The organism is Desulfuromonas sp. KJ2020 (assembly GCF_024197615.1).
Lineage (GTDB): Bacteria > Desulfobacterota > Desulfuromonadia > Desulfuromonadales > SZUA-540 > SZUA-540.
On the sequence record NZ_JAKUKE010000001.1, the window covers coordinates 934718 to 952760 of the forward strand.

Sequence of the window (18043 nt, forward strand, 5' to 3'; positions counted from 1 at the left end):
AGCGAATTCCAATGACCGAACATCTTCTCAGCCTGATGACCTTCTTCCCACTCGTTGGGATGCTGGCTCTGCTGTTCATTCCTAAGGAAAACAGCGGTTTGCTTAAAGGTTTTACGCTGGTGGTGACACTAATCACCTTTTTCATCAGTTTGCCGCTTGCTTTTGACGACGTTTTCAAAACCTCGGCTGCCATGCACTACACTGAATTTGCGCGCTGGATTAGCGTCGGCGACTTTTTTCAGATGAACTACAATGTCGGTGTTGACGGAATTAGCCTGTGGCTGGTTCTTCTCACTACCTTCATTATGCCCATCGCGATTCTTTCAACCTGGCAGGCTGTTGAAAAGAATGTCAAAGGCTATATGGCGGTCATGCTTCTGCTTGAAACAGCCATGCTGGGTGCCTTTATCTCCCTGGACCTCTTCCTCTTCTACATTTTCTGGGAATTGATGCTCATCCCCATGTACTTTATGATCGGTATCTGGGGTGGAAAAAATCGCATTTATGCCGCTGTAAAGTTTTTCATATTCACTGCCGTTGGCTCGCTGCTCATGCTGGTGGCTATCATTTTCGTTTATTATCAGGCTACCACGGCCGGTTTGGCTGACAACGGCTTCGCTATTGCCGACTTCTACAAGCTCTCCCTTGATCCCGCATTGCAGAAATGGCTTTTCCTGGCTTTTGCCTTCAGTTTCGCCATCAAGGTTCCCATGTTTCCGGTCCACACCTGGTTGCCTGACGCCCACACCGAAGCGCCCACTGCCGGTTCGGTAATCCTGGCCGCAATCCTGCTTAAAATGGGAACGTATGGATACGTGCGCTTCGCCATGCCTCTCTTTCCTGAGGCAACTCACCAGTTTATTCCCTTTCTGTCGCTGCTGGCGGTCATTGGCATCATTTACGGCGCTTTGGTAGCGATGATGCAGGATGACGTTAAAAAGCTGGTCGCCTACTCTTCCGTATCCCACCTTGGCTTCGTCATGCTTGGCATCTTTGCTCTTAATATGCAGGGTGTGGCTGGCGGTATGCTGCAGATGATCAATCATGGCATCTCGACTGGTGCACTGTTCCTCATCGTCGGCTTTATTTATGAACGCCGACACACTCGGGCTATTGCCGAGTTTGGGGGCATTGCCAAGGTCATGCCGATTTTCGCCACAATTTTCATGATTGTGACGTTCTCTTCTGTCGGCCTGCCCGGAACTAATGGATTCGTCGGTGAATTCCTGATTCTTATGGGCTCCTTTGAAAGCAAGTTGAGATGGTACGGAGTATTTGCCACTACCGGCGTTATTTTCGCCGCGGTTTATATGCTCTGGATGTTTCAGCGGGTTATGTTCGGCGAAGTCAAGAATCCTGAAAACGCCAAGCTTAAAGACCTGTCCATGCGTGAAGTTGTTCTTATGCTTCCGCTCCTGCTCTTTGTCTTCTGGATCGGTGTATATCCCAACACATTTCTTGAGAAGATGAACCCTGCCATCGAGCAGTTTATTGATCAGGTCAATGGTAAGCAGCAGGTCGCTATTGTGGAGCAAATTCAGCCTCAATATTTCGGCGAGCAAAACTAGGTCTCATAGCATACTTCCGTATAAAAACGCTTCCGAAGGAGCATTTCCATGGAAAATCTGGTGCAACAAGCCATTCAGTCCGTTAATTTCGGGGCGATCATGCCATCACTGGTCTTGACCTGTTTTGGTATGGTGACCCTGCTTGTAAGTGTTTTTTCCCGTCGGGGGCAAACAACGCACGTCGCCTGGATATCTGTTCTGGGTATCATTGTCACCGGCTTCTATTCCCTGGCCGCATGGAATAATCCCCAGACCGGCTTTTACGACAGCGTTGTTCTGGATAATTTTGCCACTTTTTTTAACATTACCTTTCTGGTCGCGGCCGGATTGACCATCCTGATGTCGGATGACTATCTCAAGCGTGAAGGGTATCCTATTGGTGAATATTATCCTCTGATTCTGTTTACCACCGCCGGTGCCATGTGGATGGCTTCTGGAAACGATCTGATGACCGTCTTCCTCGGGCTTGAGGTTCTGTCCATTTCCCTTTACGCTCTGGCTGGTTTGTTCCGTGGCCAAATCCAATCCAACGAAGCCGGTCTTAAATACTTTCTTCTTGGAGCGTTTTCCACCGGCTTTCTCCTTTATGGTATTGCCCTTACCTACGGTGTAACCGGTTCGACCAAAATTCAAACCATTGCCGATTATTTTGCAGCCAATCCGCAGACCCTGACTAGCCCGATGGCCATTGCCGGCATGCTTCTCATCAGTGTTGGATTTCTTTTCAAGGTGGCAGCTGCTCCTTTTCATATGTGGACTCCTGATGTTTATCAGGGTGCCCCCACTCCCGTCACCGCCTTTATGAGCGCCGGCCCCAAGGCCGCTGCCTTTGCCGCTTTTATTCGGGTGCTCACTATCGGGATGGAAGGGATGGAGGCGGATTGGACCGCGCTTCTTTGGATTCTGGCCGTATTGACCATGATTGTGGGCAACTTTATCGCCATCTACCAGACCAACCTTAAACGCATGCTGGCCTATTCATCCATTGCCCATGCAGGCTACGCTCTGGTTGGTCTGGTGGCAGCCAATGAAATAGGTCTCTCTGGCATCCTTTTCTACATGCTGGCCTACACCTTTATGAATATTGGGGCCTTTGCTATCCTTGTTCTTGCTGGTAAAACGGGTGAGGAAAACCTTACTCTTCAAGGTTTTTCCGGACTCGGTTTTAAGCGGCCGATGCTGGGTGTAGCAATGACCATTTTCTTGATCTCCCTGATGGGCATTCCTCCTACAGCTGGATTCGCTGGCAAATTCTATATCTTTGCCGGTGCCGTCAAGGCTGGGTACGTCTGGCTTGCCGTTCTGGGTGTACTGAATTCAGCTGTTTCGCTTTATTACTACCTCCGGGTGATTGTTTATATGTACTTCAAGAATCCCGAAGAGGATTTCAGTTGGGTCAAGATTCATGCTGGAGCTGCTGTTTCAATCGTGATCGCCATCGTCGGCGTTCTTTACCTCGGTATTTTGCCCGGGTCAGTTATGGAACTTGCGAAGCTGGCAACTTTTTAGTAACCATCTTTTTGAAATCTCGAGCCCCGGCTAACGCCGGGGTTTTTTTTTGGGGCATGCATCGTCCTGGTTAACTCGTTAATCAGGTTTTGTTATTGTTATCGGATCGATCCGCAAACCTGATGACAACCCAATCCGAGGACCGCCATGGCTATAGATGATATCCGGTCGTTTTTGCAGATATTGGATCATGAAGGAGAGCTTCACCATATAACCGCTGAGGTCGATTGGGATCAGGAAATTGCCGCCATTACCGACCGTATCAGTAAACGCGATGACGGCGGTCCTGGTTTAGTCTTTCATCAGGTCAAAGGTTATCCCATTCCCGTAGGCACTAATTTGTTTGGTTCTTTTCGACGAATGCAGCTGGCGATGGGGGGTCACGATGCTGATATGCTCGGCAAACAGCTTGCTGCAGCGATTCGTTCTGAACTGGGGTCTACCAGTTTTCAGAAATTAAAAGTTTTTTTGGAACGGGAGGATTTCAGGCCCCTCTTGGTTGAAAAACCTCCTTGCCAGGCGCACATATTTGACAAAAGTCCGACGGTTGAAAAATACGTACCAGCGCTCAAAACCTGGCCAAAGGACGGCGGCCGTTATCTGACTCTTCCCTTGGTCATTACCAGAGATCCGGAGTCGGGTCAGCACAACTACGGCCTGTATCGTGTTCAATTAACAAGAAACAACCAGCTCGCCATTCATTGGGCTCCTTCCTCGGATGGCGCCAGGCATCATGAGCTTTACCGCCAGCGCATGCAAAAAACCCCGGTCGCTATTACCCTGGGTGGAGCGCCGGCTCTCATGTATGCCGCCTGCGCCCCCGTGCCGAAAGGGTGCGATGAAGCCGCCTTTGCGGCCTTCCTGAGGGGGGAGCCGGTACCCATGGCGACCAGTCTGATTCACGGGCTTCGTGTTCCCGCGGGGGCCGATTTCGTGCTGGAGGGCTATGTCGACAGGGATGAGACGGTGACTGAAGGTCCTTTCGGGAATCACACCGGCTTTTACGATATCCCGCAAAGGGCCGCTTTGTTTCGGGTGCATACGCTTACCGGCAGAGAGGACCCGGTATATACCTGCACCGTGGTGGGGCCGCCTCCCATGGAAGATTGCTATATGGCCAAATTTACCGAACGCCTTTTCCTGCCCCTAATACAAATGGATTATCCATGGATCGAGGATATCTATCAGCCAATGGAGGGAATTTTTCATCAGTGCACCTTTTTGTCCATCAAGAAAAATGGTCCGGGTGAGGGTGCAGAGAGAATCAGGCAATTATGGTCGGGATCCTGGTGGCCGAGAGCCCGTCTGCTGGCTGTCTTCGACGAGGGGACCAATCTGAGCGAAGGAAGTGGATTGTTGTGGCGCCTCATGAACTCGGTAAATCCTGGCACAGATATCCTGGTGAATGGGGATCAGGTCGGCATCGATGCTACGAGCAAAGTGGCAGGCGAGCCGGGTTTTGAGAGCGATCGAAACCCGATTAAGGAAAGCGCCGCCATCCAACAGTTGCTGGCCAGAAGGTGGGGTGATTATGGTTTATAAAAGTTACGCGTCCAAGGAGAACCGAGAAGCCTAAGGGTCAGGTCAGGAAATCCCTTGTCTGCCGGTTACGGGCAGGTGTAGAATTCGCTTTTTGTCCACAAGCCAAAAGAATATAAGGTGACAATAATTATGACGGAAGTGAGTTTTTGGGAGAGAGGGAAAACTCTCCTTGAGATGATCAAGTTTTCCCACACCGTATTCGCCTTCCCCTTCGCCCTGATGGGGGTTATTCTCGCCTCCCTGGCCAGTGCCGCGTTGCCCACCTTGATGCAGATTGTCTGGATTTGCCTGGCCATGGTCGGTGCCCGCTCCGGGGCCATGGGACTCAACCGCATTATTGATGCACGCATCGATGCCCAAAACCCACGCACGGCCCAGCGTCATATCCCGGCGGGTAAAGTTTCCCGGCGCGAGGCCTGGATTTTCGTGCTGGCATCTTTTGCTCTTCTGCTCTTTTCGGCCTGGATGCTCAACCCCCTTTGTCTCAAATTGTCCCCTCTGGCCTTGTTTTTTCTGGCCCTTTATTCCTTCTGTAAACGCTTTACCGCACTCGCCCACATTGTGCTGGGAATCTGTCTGGCCGCTGCGCCCATTGGTGCTTGGATCGCTTTGCGGGGGGATGTGAGCTGGCAGGTACTGGTCCTGGGCCTGGCGGTGCTTTTCTGGGTAGCCGGGTTCGACATCCTCTATGCCCTGCAGGACCTCGATTTTGATCGCGAGCAAAACCTGCACTCCATCCCGGCCCGTTTGGGTGTAGAAAGATCTCTTCTTCTTGCCCGGTCCTTTCACGCTGTGATGGTCTTTCTGCTGGCTCTCCTTCTGTCGATGCCGGGACTGGGGTGGATATACCTGCTTGGCGTCCTGGTGGTCACCGGACTTCTGTTCTATGAGCATCTGCTGGTCAAGGCAGACGACCTGTCGAGGCTAGATGCGGCCTTCTTCAATATGAACGGGTATATCAGTGTGACTATTTTTGTCTTTACGCTGGTGGACAGCCTGGTTTGAGCGCAGAAAAGGGGACCGTTTCATGAAGCATATAGCCGTGGCGATGACGGGAGCCTCCGGGGCCGTTTACGGGGTGCGCCTGGTCGAAGAACTGCTCAGGGCGAATTGCCGGGTATCTCTGGTGCTGACCCGGTCTGGTTTGGACGTGCTGCATCACGAAACTGGCCTGAACTGGTCTGGCAGTAAGGTCCAGAGGCAGGAAAAGATAGCCGCGCACTTTGGCGGCAACCAGAACCTCTGGGTTTACGAGGAGCAGGATATGTTTGCTCCCCTGGCCAGCGGTTCTGCCGTACCTCAGGCCATGGTGGTCATCCCCTGTTCCATGGGGACGGCGGCCCGCCTGGCCGCTGGAATCAGTGGGAACCTGGTGGAGCGAGCGGCGGATGTGGTGCTGAAGGAGCGCAAGGAGCTGATTCTGGTGCCTAGGGAAACGCCGCTAAATCAAATTCATCTGGAAAATCTACTCAAACTCAGTCGTGCCGGAGCTCACATCCTGCCCGCCATGCCGGGATTTTACCACCACCCCCAAACCATGGACGATCTGGTAAACCACGTTATTGGCAAAGTTTTGGATAGCCTAGATATAGAACACACCCTGTTCCCGCGTTGGGGGCAGCTGCAGGAGTAGCACAATGGAAGCACTCTATGAACAAATCAGAGATCGAATAGTGGGGGGGGGACGAATAACCGAGGCTGAAGCTCTGACCCTCTTCGAAGCCAAAGATCTGCTGGAAATCGGTGAGCTGGCCGCCCTGGCCAACGAGCAAAAAAACGGCAAGCGAGTCTATTTCAACGTCAATCGCCATATCAATTACTCAAACGTCTGCGTCAACCAGTGTACTTTCTGCGCCTTCTGCAAAACCGCCGAAGAGAAGGGCGGTTATACCCTGGCTCTGGAGGAGATTCTGGATAAAGCGAAAGAGGCCAGCAATGCCGGCGCCACGGAAATCCATGTCGTCGGCGGACTCCATCCAGAACTGCCCTATGGATTCTATCTTGAGATGCTCGCAAGCATCAAAAAGGCGTGCCCGCAGGTTCATCTCAAGGCCTTTACCGCCGTGGAAATCGATTATTTCAGCAAGCTCTCCGGTCGTTCCGTGGAGCAGGTTATTGAGGACCTGAAGGGCGCCGGCTTAGGCTCGATGCCGGGCGGCGGGGCCGAAATCTTCGCGCCGGCGGTACGTGAAAAGATCTGTCCCGAAAAGATCACGGGCGCCCGTTGGCTCGAAGTGGTCGAAAAGGTCCACCGGGCGGGACTTAAAACCAATGCCACCATGCTGTTCGGCCATCTGGAGTCCTACGCAGACCGGGTGGACCACCTGGCCAAGCTGCGCGCCCTGCAGGATCGCACCGGCGGTTTTCAGGCCTTCATTCCCCTGGCCTTTCAGCCCGACAACACGCGGGTACCCGGCGCCAAAGGCGTCGGCGGGGTTGATGCCCTCAAAACCCTGGCCATCAGCCGCATCTTTCTCGACAATTTCCAGCACATCAAGGCCTACTGGGTCATGCTCGGCCTGAAGATCGCCCAGGTCGCCCTGGCCTTTGGCGTGAACGATCTGGATGGCACCGTGGTGGAAGAAAAGATCGGGCATGACGCCGGAGCCGAGTCGCCTCAGATCCTGGCCAAGGAACACCTGGTGGACATGATCCGTAAGGCAGGCAAGATACCGGTGGAGCGCGATACCCTCTACCGGGAACTGGGAGAGGCGACATGAGCACAGAACTGTCCCAGGTAGTGGAAAAGGTGTGCCAGGGTAAAAACCTCGACCGGACCGAGGCCCTGACCCTGCTGGAGCAGGCGGATCTGCTGACGCTGGGGAAGCTGGCCGATGCATTGCGACGCCAGAAACATCCCCACGGCAGGGTGACTTTCGTGGTCGACCGCAACGTCAATTACACCAACGTCTGCCAGTCCCGCTGTCGCTTCTGCGCCTTTTATCGGGAGGCCGAAGCCAAGGATGCCTATCTGCTTTCCCAGGACGAGATTCTCGCCAAGGTGCAGGAGTTGGCCGACCATGGCGGCACCCAGCTTCTCATGCAGGGAGGGCTGCATCCCGATCTCAAGATATCCTGGTTTGAGACTCTCTTCCGCCGAATCAAGGCCGCTTTCCCGTCCATGCAGGTGCATTCTCTCTCTCCTGCCGAGGTTATCCATGTGGCCCGTCTTTCCGGCCTCAGTATGACGGCGTGCCTCTTGCGTCTGCAGGCCGCCGGTCTCGATTCGGTGCCGGGGGGCGGCGCCGAGGTGCTCGTCGACGAGGTGCGCCAGCAGATCTCCCCCAACAAAATCGGCTGGCAGCAGTGGGCAGAGGTCATGAAGGCTGCTCACGGCCTCGGGATGCGCACGACGGCAACCATGATGTTCGGCTCCAAGGAGGGGACGAGGGACATCGTCGAGCATCTCTTCCGCATTCGGGAAATCCAGCAGAAAACGGGTGGTTTTACCGCCTTCATTCCCTGGACCTTTCAGCCGGACAATACCGAACTGGGCGGTCAGGTGGCGACGGGGATCGAATACCTGAAGGTGCTGGCGCTGTCGCGCCTGGTGCTTGACAACATCGACAACATCCAGGCCAGCTGGGTGACCCAGGGGGACAAGATGGCCCAGGTGGCCCTCTTTTTCGGAGCCAACGACCTGGGGGGAACCATGCTCGAAGAAAATGTCGTGGCCGCCGCCGGGGTGACCTTCCGCCTGTCGCAGGACGAAATCATTACGCTGGCGCGCGAGGCCGGCTTCATTCCAGCCAAACGCAACACCCTCTATCAGATACTGCAGGAATATTGAACGGACAGAAAAGGACGACACCATGAGTTGCCTGCGACCCAATATCGCCCAGATGGCCGGCTATGTGCCGGGGTATCAGCCTCCGGACAGCGAGGCCTGGATCAAGCTCAACACCAATGAAAACCCCTATCCCCCCTCGCCGCAGGTGGTGGAAGCCATCCACCGGGAGCTGGGGGAAAAGGGCGACTCCCTGCGCATGTATCCGGATGCGGGCAGCCTTCGGGTGCGCCAGGAGGCAGCGGCGCTCTATGGTTTTGAGCCCAGCTGGGTGATTACCGCCAACGGTTCCGACGAGCTGCTCAACAACCTCATCCGCGCCTTTGTCGGAGAGGGCGAAGAGGTGGCCTATATCCATCCTTCCTACTCCTATTACGCGACCCTGGCCCAAATCCAGGGGGCGAAAATCACCACCTTCGGTCTGACGGCAGATTACCGCCTCGCCGACTTTCCGGCGCGCTATGAAGGCAAACTCTTTTTTCTCACCAGCCCCAACGCGCCCCTGGGCTTTGCCTTTCCCCTGGACTATATCGCCGAGATCGCTCGCCGCTGCGCCGGCATGCTGGTCATCGACGAGGCCTACGTCGACTTCGCCGAGATCAATGCGCTGGAGCTGGTCAAGCAGCACGACAATGTGGTGGTCACCCGGACCTTTTCCAAGAGCTATTCACTGGCGGGTATGCGCCTCGGACTCGCCCTGGCCCGGCCGGAGGTGATCCAGGCGCTGGACAAGATACGGGATCATTATCACCTCGATCGTCTCGCCCTCGCCGCCGCCGCCGCTGCCCTCAGCGATCAGGCCTATCTGGCCGAAACCGTGGGCAGGATACGTGACACCAGGGAGTGGTTTTCGGCCCAACTGCGCGATCTCGGTTACACGCTGGTCGCTTCACAAACGAACTTCATTTTTGCTTCTCCTCCGGACCGCAACGGCAAGAGGATTTACGAGGGGCTCTATTCCCGCAAGATCCTGGTGCGCTATTTTACCGACCCGCTGCTGACCCACGGGTTGCGCATGACCATAGGGAACCGGTCGGACATGGAGCAGACCCTGGCGGTTCTCAAGGAACTGGGGTGAGAGGAAAACCTTCGCCGGTCAGGGATGCCAGGGTGGAGGCCGACGTCTTCGCCCAGGCTCTGCTGGCCTGGTACGGCGATCAGGGCCGGGAACTTCCGTGGCGGCAGACCCGCGATCCCTACCGTATCTGGCTCTCCGAGGTTATGCTGCAACAGACGGGGGTTGCCGCCGTCATCCCCTATTATCAGCGTTTTCTCGAACGCTATCCTGCCGTCGAGGCGTTGGCCGCGGCGCCGATTGAAGAGGTGGTCGACCTTTGGGCCGGCCTCGGGTACTATTCCAGGGCCAGAAACCTGCATGCCGCCGCCCGCCAGATCGTGGCGTGTTTCCACGGGCACTTTCCCGCCACCGTGGCGGAACTTCAGTCCCTGCCCGGCGTGGGACGCTCCACGGCCGGGGCCATTGCCGCCCTCGCTTTTGAAAAACCCGCTCCCATTCTTGACGGCAACGTCCGCCGCATTCTGTGCCGACTCTTTGCCTGGCAGGAAGTCCCTACCACCGCCGGAGCCCAGCGGCAGCTGTGGGAATGGGCCGAGGCACTCACACCGGTGGTGAGAGTGCATGACTACACCCAGGCCATCATGGACCTGGGCGCTACCGTCTGCCTGCCCCGCAATCCCCGCTGTCCCGACTGCCCCGTCGCCGGCTTTTGCCTGGGGCATGCCCTGGGGTTGGAAAAGAGCCTGCCGCAGCGGCAACCCTCCAAAGTCGTGCCCACCGAAGTTCAGGTCGTTCTCGTCCTGGCCTGGGGAGGGCGCCTCCTCGTCCGCCGTCGGCCCCTCCAGGGTCTGCTGGGAGGGTTGTGGGAGTTTCCCGGTCGTCAGCCTGTAAGCGGACAAGCTCCGGAGCAGGCTGCCGCGGAGGAGCTGCGGGAGAGGGGGCTGTCGGGGCGATTGGAGGTCGTCGGCACAATCCGGCATGCCTACAGTCATTTTCGCGTACAGGTCGAGGTCTTTAAAGTCCAGATCCAAAAAATCGACGGTGTGGCCGAAGGGGGAGAGGGCGAACAGTGGCTGCCGGAAGAGGCGCTGTTGGAACTGCCCCTGCACGGCGCCCATAAAAAAGTCCTGGCCCTGCTTCATGAGAAGCTGAGCCGTTGATCAGGCAAGGAGAACACCATTGATAGTTGCAACCGACAGGATTGAGATCATAACGACCGCTCCGGCCCTGGCCGCCTTCGCGCAAAAACTAGCCGGGCAAAGCAGCATCGCTGTTGATCTCGAAGCGGATTCCATGCACTCCTACCGGGAAAAGGTCTGCCTGCTGCAATTCACCACGGAAGACGAGACGGTCCTTGTCGATCCCCTGGCCGTAACCGACTTGGCACCCTTGGGGCCGGTGCTGGCAAACCCGAAAATCCGCAAGATCTTTCACGCGGCCGACTATGACATCCGCTGTCTCTACCGCGATTTTTCCCTGGAGATCAACGGGCTCTTCGACACCATGATCGCTTGCCAATTTCTGGGGGAAGAGAAGGTCGGCCTGGCCGATGTCCTGCTCAAATATTTCGGTATCGAGCTGGACAAGCAGTACCAGCGGGCCGACTGGTCCAAAAGGCCCCTTTCACCGGAGATGATTCGCTATGCCGCCGAGGACACGGCCCATCTGCACCGGCTGGTGGTTATTCTGGAAGAGGCGTTGCAGGAAAAAGGTCGCCTGACCTGGGTGCAGGAAGAATGGAGGCTGTTGGAAAAGGTGCGCCACAGCGAGCCAGGGGGAGCCCTTTTTCTACGACTCAAGGGAGCCGGCGCGCTGCCGCGCCGGTCACTGGCCGTGCTGGAGGCCCTTCTGCAGTGGCGGGACCGTGAGGCGCAGCGCCGGGATTGCCCCCATTTCAAAGTGCTGGGCAACAAATCGCTCTTGCAGCTGGCGCGAACCATGCCCCATTCTCTGCAGGGGCTGGTAGGCATCGAGGGGATTTCGCCCCGGGTGGTGGATCGCTACGGCAAAAGTCTGCTGGCGGCGGTAGAGGTCGGCAAGGCCGTCCCCGAGGGGGAGCTGCCTTCTTTTCCCCGCACGGAGCGCCGTGTGCGCGACGAAAAGGTCGATCAGCGGCTGACCCACCTGAAGGCTTGGCGTGCCGAAAAAGCCGCCGAGTTGCAGATGGATCCGGGCATTGTCATCAACAACGCACTCCTGGAGGAGATCGCCTGGCGCGAGCCACACAACGAAGAGGCCCTGCGCCAGATCCCCGGCCTCAAAAACTGGCAGGGGGAGGTATTAGCAGAGGGCCTCTTGCGGACGCTGGCCGGGGCGTAAGTTTTTTCCCGTCAGCCCTTTTTGCCGGGAATGCCCGGGGCGGTCATCGGCTTCGGATCAAGCAGACGGTTTAATTCCGCCTCGTCGAGAACCTGCTCCTCCTGGGCCACTTCCCGTACGGTCCGGCCACTATCGTGGGCTTTTTTGGCGATCTGGGCGGCCCGATCGTAGCCGATGACGGGAGCCAGCGCCGTGACCATGGCCAGACTCTTTTCCACCATGGCTTCACAATGAGCCCGGTCAGCCTGCAGATCCTGCACGCAGCGCTGGCTGAACTGGGTAACGCCACTGGCCAGCAGAACAATGGATTCCAGCAGATTGTGGGCGAGGAGGGGCATCATCACGTTGAGCTCGAAGTTGCCCGATAATCCCCCCAGGGTGATGGCCGCATCGTTGCCGACCACCTGGGCACAGACCTGCATGAGGCTTTCGGCCATGACGGGGTTGACCTTGCCCGGCATGATCGAGCTGCCCGGCTGCACCGGCGGCAGGATCAGCTCTCCCAGACCGCAGCGTGGCCCGCTGCCGAGGAAGCGGATGTCATTGCTGATCTTGAACAGGGCGCTGGCGCAGGTCTTGAGGGCACCGCTGGCGTAGACCACCGCGTCCTTGCCGCCCTGGGCCTCGAAATGATTGGACGCTTCGCGCAAGGGGAGACCAGTCACCTCAGCCAGCCCGGCGATGACCCTGCCGGCGAATTGCGGGTGGGTGTTGATGCCCGTCCCCACGGCCGTACCGCCGAGGGGGAGTTCCATGAGTCCTTCCAGGGCCGTTTCCAAGCGACGGTTGGCCAGCGCCACCTGCCGGGCGTAGCCGGAAAATACCTGGCCCAGCCGGATCGGGGTGGCGTCCTGCAGGTGCGTGCGGCCGATCTTGATGATATCGGCAAAGGCTTCGGCTTTTTCCCCCAACGCCTCCTGCAGGGCGAAGAGGGCGGGAATGAGGCTGTGGCGGATCTCCACGGCGGCGGCTATGTGGATGGCAGAGGGAATGACGTCGTTGCTCGACTGCCCCAGATTGACGTGATCATTAGGGTGGATCGTTCGGTCCCCCTTCCAGTCTTCCAGTTGGGCGGCCCGATTGGCAATGACCTCATTGGCGTTCATGTTGGTGCTGGTGCCCGAGCCGGTCTGGAAGATATCAAGGACGAAATGGCGGTCGAGTTCGCCGCGGACGACCTCTTCGGCTGCCTCCATGATAGCCATGGCCCGTTCGCTGTCCAGCAGGCCCAGTTCCATGTTCACCCGTGCGGCTCTTTCCTTGATCATGCCTAAAGCGCGCAGGAAGGGGCGTGGAAAGCGGTATCCTGAAATGGGAAAGTTCTCCTGGGCTCTCGCCGTCTGGGCTCCGTAAAGGGCGTCGGCGGGTACGACCATTTCTCCCATGGAGTCTCTTTCGAGGCGTGTTTCGGACATGGTGTCTCTCCTTGTAAGTCGCGATAGGCTCTGAAAATTCTGTTCCGTGCCAGGGGTCTGACTTTTGAGAATAGCAATCTCCCCTATCCTGTCAACGGGTTCTGTCGCCGGAAACCTAAATTCTCCCTTTAACGGGACCCCTTATTGGCTTTGCCTGTCGCCGAGGCTTGGCGTATGATGTGCCCATGAGCACCATGGCCCTGCTTCTCATCCTGTTTTCCGCTTTCATGCACGCCTTGTGGAACCTGCTGGTCAAGCGCAGCCGAGACAAGACGGTCTTTATCTGGTGGATGTTCGTGGCCTCGGCCGGCTGCCTGCAGGTGGTCCTGCCTTTTTGGGCTGAGCCCTTTCCTCCCCTGAACCCGGCTGTGCTTTTGCTGGGGGTGGCCGGCGCCGCCTGTTTTGTCCTCTATCACCTCTTCAACGGCCGCGCGTATCGCGATGGCGACCTGTCCCTGACCTATCCTTTGGCCCAAACGTCCATGTTGTACGTTCCTCTTTGGGGGGTGTGCCTGCTGGGGGAGCGGATATCGATTCTGGGCATGGCTGGCATCCTCTTGATCCTCTGTGGCGCCTGGGCCGTGCAGTTACAGCGCTTTTCCCTGCGCGAAATTGCCCGGCCCGTGCGCAACCTGCGGAACCCGTCGGTGCAGGCCGCTCTTGCCGCCGGGTTTATCTACTCCCTGGGGGCGGTGGTCGACAAGGCGGGGGTGAGTCTCTATCCCCCCTTTTATTTTACCTATCTGCTGGTCATGTTCATGCTGCTCTTGATGACCCTTAACCTGCTGCGCAGCCCTTATCGCGGCCGCATTCTGAGCGAGTGGCGTCAAAGCAGGAACCTGGTGCTGCTGTCCGGACCGGTTATGATGGGGTCGTTTCTCTCTTTTCGTTACGGGCTGAGCCTGGCCCCGATGAGCTATGCGGTGCCGGTGCGCCAGGTCAGTCTGCTGATCGGGGTCCTCATCGGGGTCCTCTTTCTGGGCGAGACCTGCGGGCGCATCCGGTTTTCGGCCACTTTGCTCATTCTGGCCGGCGTGGTTCTGATCCGCCTCGGTTGAGTCTTGGCGGCACTTGAAAGGACAAACACAATGAAAAATCTGGCGAATTTCTTTTTTGAGGTCGGTATGCTCAAGCGCACCCCCCGCACGGGCTTTCAGTTCCTGGGCTCCGGGGCTGAATCCGTCGCCGAACATTCCTTCCGCACGGCTATCATTGGCTTTACCCTCGCCCATCTCGATGACGGGGTCGATACGGGCAAGGTGGTGCAGATGTGCCTCTTTCACGACATCCCCGAAGCCCGCACCGGCGACCTCAATTACGTGAATAAAAAGTATGTCAAAGCCGATGAGGAAAAGGCCGTGGAGGATCTGGCCCGCACGCTGCCCTTTGGTGACGAATACCGGGCACTGCTGGAGGAGTTCGGTCACAAGGAGAGCCGCGAGGCTCAAATCGCCCATGATGCCGATCAGCTCGAGATGATATTGGCGCTTAAAGAGCACAAGGATCTCGGCAACCGCAATGCCGACGAATGGTATCCGTTTGCGGTGCGCCGACTCAGAACCGACGGGGCCCGCCGCCTCGCCGAAACCATCTGGACCACAGATTCCAGCCGCTGGTGGTTCGATGACGACGGCGACTGGTGGGTGAACGGCAAGCGCTAACACAGGGCTGAGGCAAGCGGCTTGACTGCCTGAGGCGAAGGTGCTAGAAAGAAGGGCTTTTTAAAGCCATTATGGGGGTGCGTTCATGCTTGACATCAAATATCTGCGCGACAATCTGGATGAAGCCGAACGGCGTCTGGCCTCCCGAGGCGGGGCTCTCGACCTTTCGGCCTTTCGGGGTCTCGATCAGCGGCGGCGCGAGCTTCTGGGTGAATCCGAATCGCTCAAGGCTGAAAAGAACAAAGTCTCCGCCCTTATCGGACAGACCAAAGATAAAAGTCAGGTTCAGACCGAGATCGCCCGCATGAAGGCGGTCTCCGCCCGCATCAAAACCCTCGATGACGAGCTCAAGGCCGTCGAGGAGCAGCTGCAGGGCCTGCTGATGACCGTTCCCAATATCCCTCACGAGAAATGCCCGGTCGGCGCCTCGGAGGAAGACAACCGCGAAGTGCGCGTCTGGGGCTCCCGTCCCCAATTCGACTTTGCCCCCAAGCCGCACTGGGAAATCGGTGAGCAGCTCCGCATTCTCGATTTCGAGTGTGCCGGCAAGCTGACCGGGGCCCGTTTTGCCCTCTACCGGGGAGCCGGTGCCCGCCTGGAAAGAGCCCTGATCAACTTTATGCTCGACCTGCATACAACCCGCCATAAATATATTGAAATTTTGCCGCCCTTTATGGTAAATAGGGTCTCCATGACGGGGACAGGACAGCTCCCCAAGTTTGAAGACGATCTTTTTCATTTAGAAGACCCGGATTTTTTCCTCATCCCGACGGCCGAGGTTCCTGTAACCAATATCCATCGGGACGAGATTCTGGCGGCTGGTACGCTACCGGTCCTTTACACGGCTTATACCCCCTGCTTCCGCAAGGAAGCCGGATCCCATGGCAAGGATACGCGTGGCCTTATCCGCCAGCACCAGTTCAACAAAGTTGAGCTGGTCAAGTTTGTCCGGCCGGAGCAGTCCGACGCTGAACTGGAAAGCCTGCTGGATAATGCCGAGGAGGTGCTCCGGCAATTGGGGCTTCCCTACAGAGTCGTGGATCTCTGTACGGGGGACATCGGCTTCTCCGCTGCCCGCACCTTCGACATCGAAGTATGGCTGCCCGGACAGGATGCCTACAGGGAAATCTCCTCCTGCTCCAACTTCCGCGATTTCCAGGCTCGTCGGGCCGGCATTCGCTTCCGTCGAGAAGAAGGGGAACGGCCCGAATTCGTTCATACGCTGAATGGATCGGGACTGGCGGTAGGACGCACCCTGGTGGCGATTCTCGAAAACTACCAGCAGGCCGACGGGTCGGTGCTGATCCCGGAAGTCCTCCGGCCCTACATGGGCGGCTTGGAGCGCATCGAAGCCTGATAAAGTGACTGCGGAGGAGTGGCCGAGTGGTTTAAGGCGGCGGTCTTGAAAACCGTTGTACGAAAGTACCGTGGGTTCGAATCCTACCTCCTCCGCCAAACTTAAAGTATATAGACGCGTTTCATACATATCCATAGCAGTATCCGCAACGGAGAGGTGGCCGAGTTGGCTGAAGGCGCTCGCCTGCTAAGCGAGTGTACGGGGTAAACCCGTACCGAGGGTTCGAATCCCTCCCTCTCCGCCATTTTAAATCGACTAAATTCCGGGATTCGAAGCGTAGCGAGCGCTGCCAGTGGCAGAAAAGCGGACAGGATGTCCGCGTCAGCGAGCGCAGGGGAGCCGACGCCGGAGTCGCCGTGATGGCGGCGACAGAGTGGGCGAATCCCTCGCTCTCCGCCATTTTTTAAATCGATACAATTCTCTTCTTTCCTTTCGAGCATTCTCCTTCAAGCATTGCATCAAGAGGTGTCCATGTTTTTGGTCCCCCGCTGTGCCGTACTTCTTCTCGTTCTGCTGGCGACAGGCCTTTCGGGCTGCGATTCAAGACCTACAACCAAGGAGACGATGACCAGTGAGGTTGAAAAGCCAACCGGTACCGTCAAAGTCGTCGTGCCACCCGAGGTGGAAGGTCAGTGGAGAGCCGTCACAATCGTGGTTCAAGATAAACAGAACAACACCGAGAAGACCTATACCGTCGACATCGGTTCTTCTTTCAATCTCGATGACGGCAGTATATCTGTCCACACCAAGGCATTTTTGCCGGCCTTCATCATGGATGGAGTAGTGATGACCTCTGCTTCCAACGAAACGGAAAACCCGGGCGTACAGGTCTCCATCTTTGAAGGAAGACAGGAAATCTTTCACGGATGGCTCTTCAGTCATTACCCCGGCGCCCACGCTTTCAAGCATCCGCGATTTACTTTTACCCTAGTCGATTATCTGCCGGCAGAAAAAAGGGTTGACAATCAGTAAAAAATAAGCGATAAACCTTCTTCTTGATGCGCGCCACTAGCTCAGCTGGATAGAGCGTCTGACTACGGATCAGAAGGCCGGGAGTTCGAATCTCTCGTGGCGCGCCACTAAAAATAAAGCCCCAGCATTGAAAAGTGCTGGGGCTTTTTGCATCGGGCAAAGCATGAAAAACGCAGACGAATTCTTCATGCGGCAGGCTATGGATGAAGCGTTGGCCGCCGAAGCGATCGGCGAAGTGCCCGTTGGCGCCGTCCTGGCCAAGGATGGCCATATCATCGGTCGCGGCCACAACCGGCGCGAAACCAGCAATGATCCTACCACCCATGCCGAGATGATCGCCATTCGCCAAGCGGCCGCGCATATCGGGCACTGGCGCCTCCTTGACTGTACCCTCTATGTTACCCTCGAGCCCTGCGTCATGTGCATGGGGGCCATCATCCTCGCTCGCATTCCGCGCCTCGTCTTCGGCTGCCGTGACCCGCGCGTCGGGGCCGTGGGTTCCATCTATGATTTCTCTCAAGACCCTCGCTTCAACCACCGCGTTGAGGTAACCGAAGGAATCCTCGCCGAAGAATGCAGCAACCACCTCAGCGCTTTTTTCCAGAAGCTGCGGGCTCAAAAGAAGGCCGAAAAAGGCAAAGATTCCTCATCCCAGTAAAGTGGGCAACAAAACGCACTTGGCAAAAGGTCTCGTAATAAGGTAGGATGTCGCCCAATTCGCCAACACGCTTCCGGAGGGGTGTCCGAGAGGTCGAAGGTGACAGACTCGAAATCTGTTGTGCCGCAAGGCACCGTGGGTTCGAATCCCACCCCCTCCGCCATAATAAACACAAGGGCTTAGCTGAAAACAGCTAGGCCCTTTGTCTTTTTGAATTGTCTCAAAATCTTCGTTCAT

General features: G+C 56.9%; 16 protein-coding genes and 4 tRNA genes. 19 read left to right on the forward strand and 1 reads right to left on the reverse strand.

What is annotated here, in order from left to right; all coding sequences use genetic code 11:
• Nucleotides 1–11: 11 nt before the first annotated feature.
• The 10 genes from MJO47_RS04295 to MJO47_RS04340 all read left to right on the forward strand — a co-directional run bounded on the left by MJO47_RS04295 (nucleotide 12) and on the right by MJO47_RS04340 (nucleotide 11743).
• The gene (locus MJO47_RS04295; protein ID WP_253959882.1) at nucleotides 12–1568 is read left to right on the forward strand and encodes an NADH-quinone oxidoreductase subunit M; all 1557 of its coding nucleotides are present in this window, start codon (nucleotides 12–14) and stop codon (nucleotides 1566–1568) included.
• A gap of 48 nt (nucleotides 1569–1616) precedes the next feature.
• Nucleotides 1617–3077: an NADH-quinone oxidoreductase subunit N gene (locus MJO47_RS04300; RefSeq protein ID WP_253959883.1), complete on the forward strand. Its 1461-nt coding sequence runs from the start codon at nucleotides 1617–1619 to the stop codon at nucleotides 3075–3077.
• A gap of 147 nt (nucleotides 3078–3224) precedes the next feature.
• Complete coding sequence (locus tag MJO47_RS04305) at nucleotides 3225–4619, forward strand: UbiD family decarboxylase (RefSeq protein ID WP_253959884.1); 1395 nt, start codon at nucleotides 3225–3227, stop codon at nucleotides 4617–4619.
• A gap of 129 nt (nucleotides 4620–4748) precedes the next feature.
• A complete protein-coding gene (locus MJO47_RS04310; RefSeq protein ID WP_253959885.1) occupies nucleotides 4749–5624 on the forward strand; it encodes a UbiA-like polyprenyltransferase in 876 nt (291 codons plus the stop codon).
• Between the two features lie 22 nt (nucleotides 5625–5646).
• Entirely contained in the window at nucleotides 5647–6252 is a 606-nt protein-coding gene (locus MJO47_RS04315; protein ID WP_253959886.1) for a UbiX family flavin prenyltransferase, read from the forward strand.
• A 4-nt stretch (nucleotides 6253–6256) separates the two neighbouring features.
• Nucleotides 6257–7339, forward strand: a complete 1083-nt coding sequence (gene mqnE, locus MJO47_RS04320) for an aminofutalosine synthase MqnE (protein ID WP_253959887.1) — start codon at nucleotides 6257–6259, stop codon at nucleotides 7337–7339.
• A complete protein-coding gene (gene mqnC, locus MJO47_RS04325; RefSeq protein WP_253959888.1) occupies nucleotides 7336–8409 on the forward strand; it encodes a cyclic dehypoxanthinyl futalosine synthase in 1074 nt (357 codons plus the stop codon). Before mqnE ends, mqnC begins: the two co-directional genes overlap by 4 nt.
• A gap of 22 nt (nucleotides 8410–8431) precedes the next feature.
• On the forward strand, nucleotides 8432–9484 hold the full coding sequence (gene hisC / locus MJO47_RS04330) for a histidinol-phosphate transaminase (RefSeq protein ID WP_253959889.1): 1053 nt from the start codon (nucleotides 8432–8434) through the stop codon (nucleotides 9482–9484).
• Entirely contained in the window at nucleotides 9481–10584 is a 1104-nt protein-coding gene (mutY, locus tag MJO47_RS04335) for an A/G-specific adenine glycosylase (RefSeq protein WP_253959890.1), read from the forward strand. Before hisC ends, mutY begins: the two co-directional genes overlap by 4 nt.
• A gap of 19 nt (nucleotides 10585–10603) precedes the next feature.
• Nucleotides 10604–11743: a ribonuclease D gene (locus MJO47_RS04340; RefSeq protein ID WP_253959891.1), complete on the forward strand. Its 1140-nt coding sequence runs from the start codon at nucleotides 10604–10606 to the stop codon at nucleotides 11741–11743.
• 11 nt (nucleotides 11744–11754) lie between these two features.
• Here MJO47_RS04340 and MJO47_RS04345 read toward each other — a convergent pair whose 3' ends face one another.
• The gene (locus tag MJO47_RS04345) at nucleotides 11755–13158 is read right to left on the reverse strand and encodes an aspartate ammonia-lyase (protein WP_253959892.1); all 1404 of its coding nucleotides are present in this window, start codon (nucleotides 13156–13158) and stop codon (nucleotides 11755–11757) included.
• Nucleotides 13159–13343: 185 nt separating this feature from the next.
• On the opposite strand from MJO47_RS04345, the gene MJO47_RS04350 reads away from it, so the two are divergent.
• The 9 genes from MJO47_RS04350 to MJO47_RS04390 all read left to right on the forward strand — a co-directional run bounded on the left by MJO47_RS04350 (nucleotide 13344) and on the right by MJO47_RS04390 (nucleotide 17969).
• Nucleotides 13344–14216 carry an EamA family transporter gene (locus MJO47_RS04350; RefSeq protein WP_253959893.1) on the forward strand — a complete coding sequence of 291 codons (873 nt, stop codon included), beginning with the start codon at nucleotides 13344–13346 and terminating at the stop codon, nucleotides 14214–14216.
• A gap of 30 nt (nucleotides 14217–14246) precedes the next feature.
• Entirely contained in the window at nucleotides 14247–14819 is a 573-nt protein-coding gene (locus tag MJO47_RS04355; protein ID WP_253959894.1) for an HD domain-containing protein, read from the forward strand.
• Nucleotides 14820–14904: 85 nt separating this feature from the next.
• On the forward strand, nucleotides 14905–16176 hold the full coding sequence (serS, locus tag MJO47_RS04360; protein WP_253959895.1) for a serine--tRNA ligase: 1272 nt from the start codon (nucleotides 14905–14907) through the stop codon (nucleotides 16174–16176).
• Nucleotides 16177–16188: 12 nt separating this feature from the next.
• Nucleotides 16189–16274, forward strand: a tRNA-Ser gene (locus MJO47_RS04365).
• Nucleotides 16275–16326: 52 nt separating this feature from the next.
• Nucleotides 16327–16420, forward strand: a tRNA-Ser gene (locus MJO47_RS04370).
• Between the two features lie 227 nt (nucleotides 16421–16647).
• Nucleotides 16648–17148 carry a DUF2155 domain-containing protein gene (locus tag MJO47_RS04375; protein ID WP_253959896.1) on the forward strand — a complete coding sequence of 167 codons (501 nt, stop codon included), beginning with the start codon at nucleotides 16648–16650 and terminating at the stop codon, nucleotides 17146–17148.
• A gap of 30 nt (nucleotides 17149–17178) precedes the next feature.
• A tRNA-Arg gene (locus MJO47_RS04380) sits at nucleotides 17179–17255 on the forward strand.
• A gap of 56 nt (nucleotides 17256–17311) precedes the next feature.
• Complete coding sequence (tadA, locus tag MJO47_RS04385) at nucleotides 17312–17806, forward strand: tRNA adenosine(34) deaminase TadA (protein ID WP_253959897.1); 495 nt, start codon at nucleotides 17312–17314, stop codon at nucleotides 17804–17806.
• A gap of 75 nt (nucleotides 17807–17881) precedes the next feature.
• Nucleotides 17882–17969 (forward strand) — tRNA-Ser (locus tag MJO47_RS04390).
• Nucleotides 17970–18043: the final 74 nt, after the last annotated feature.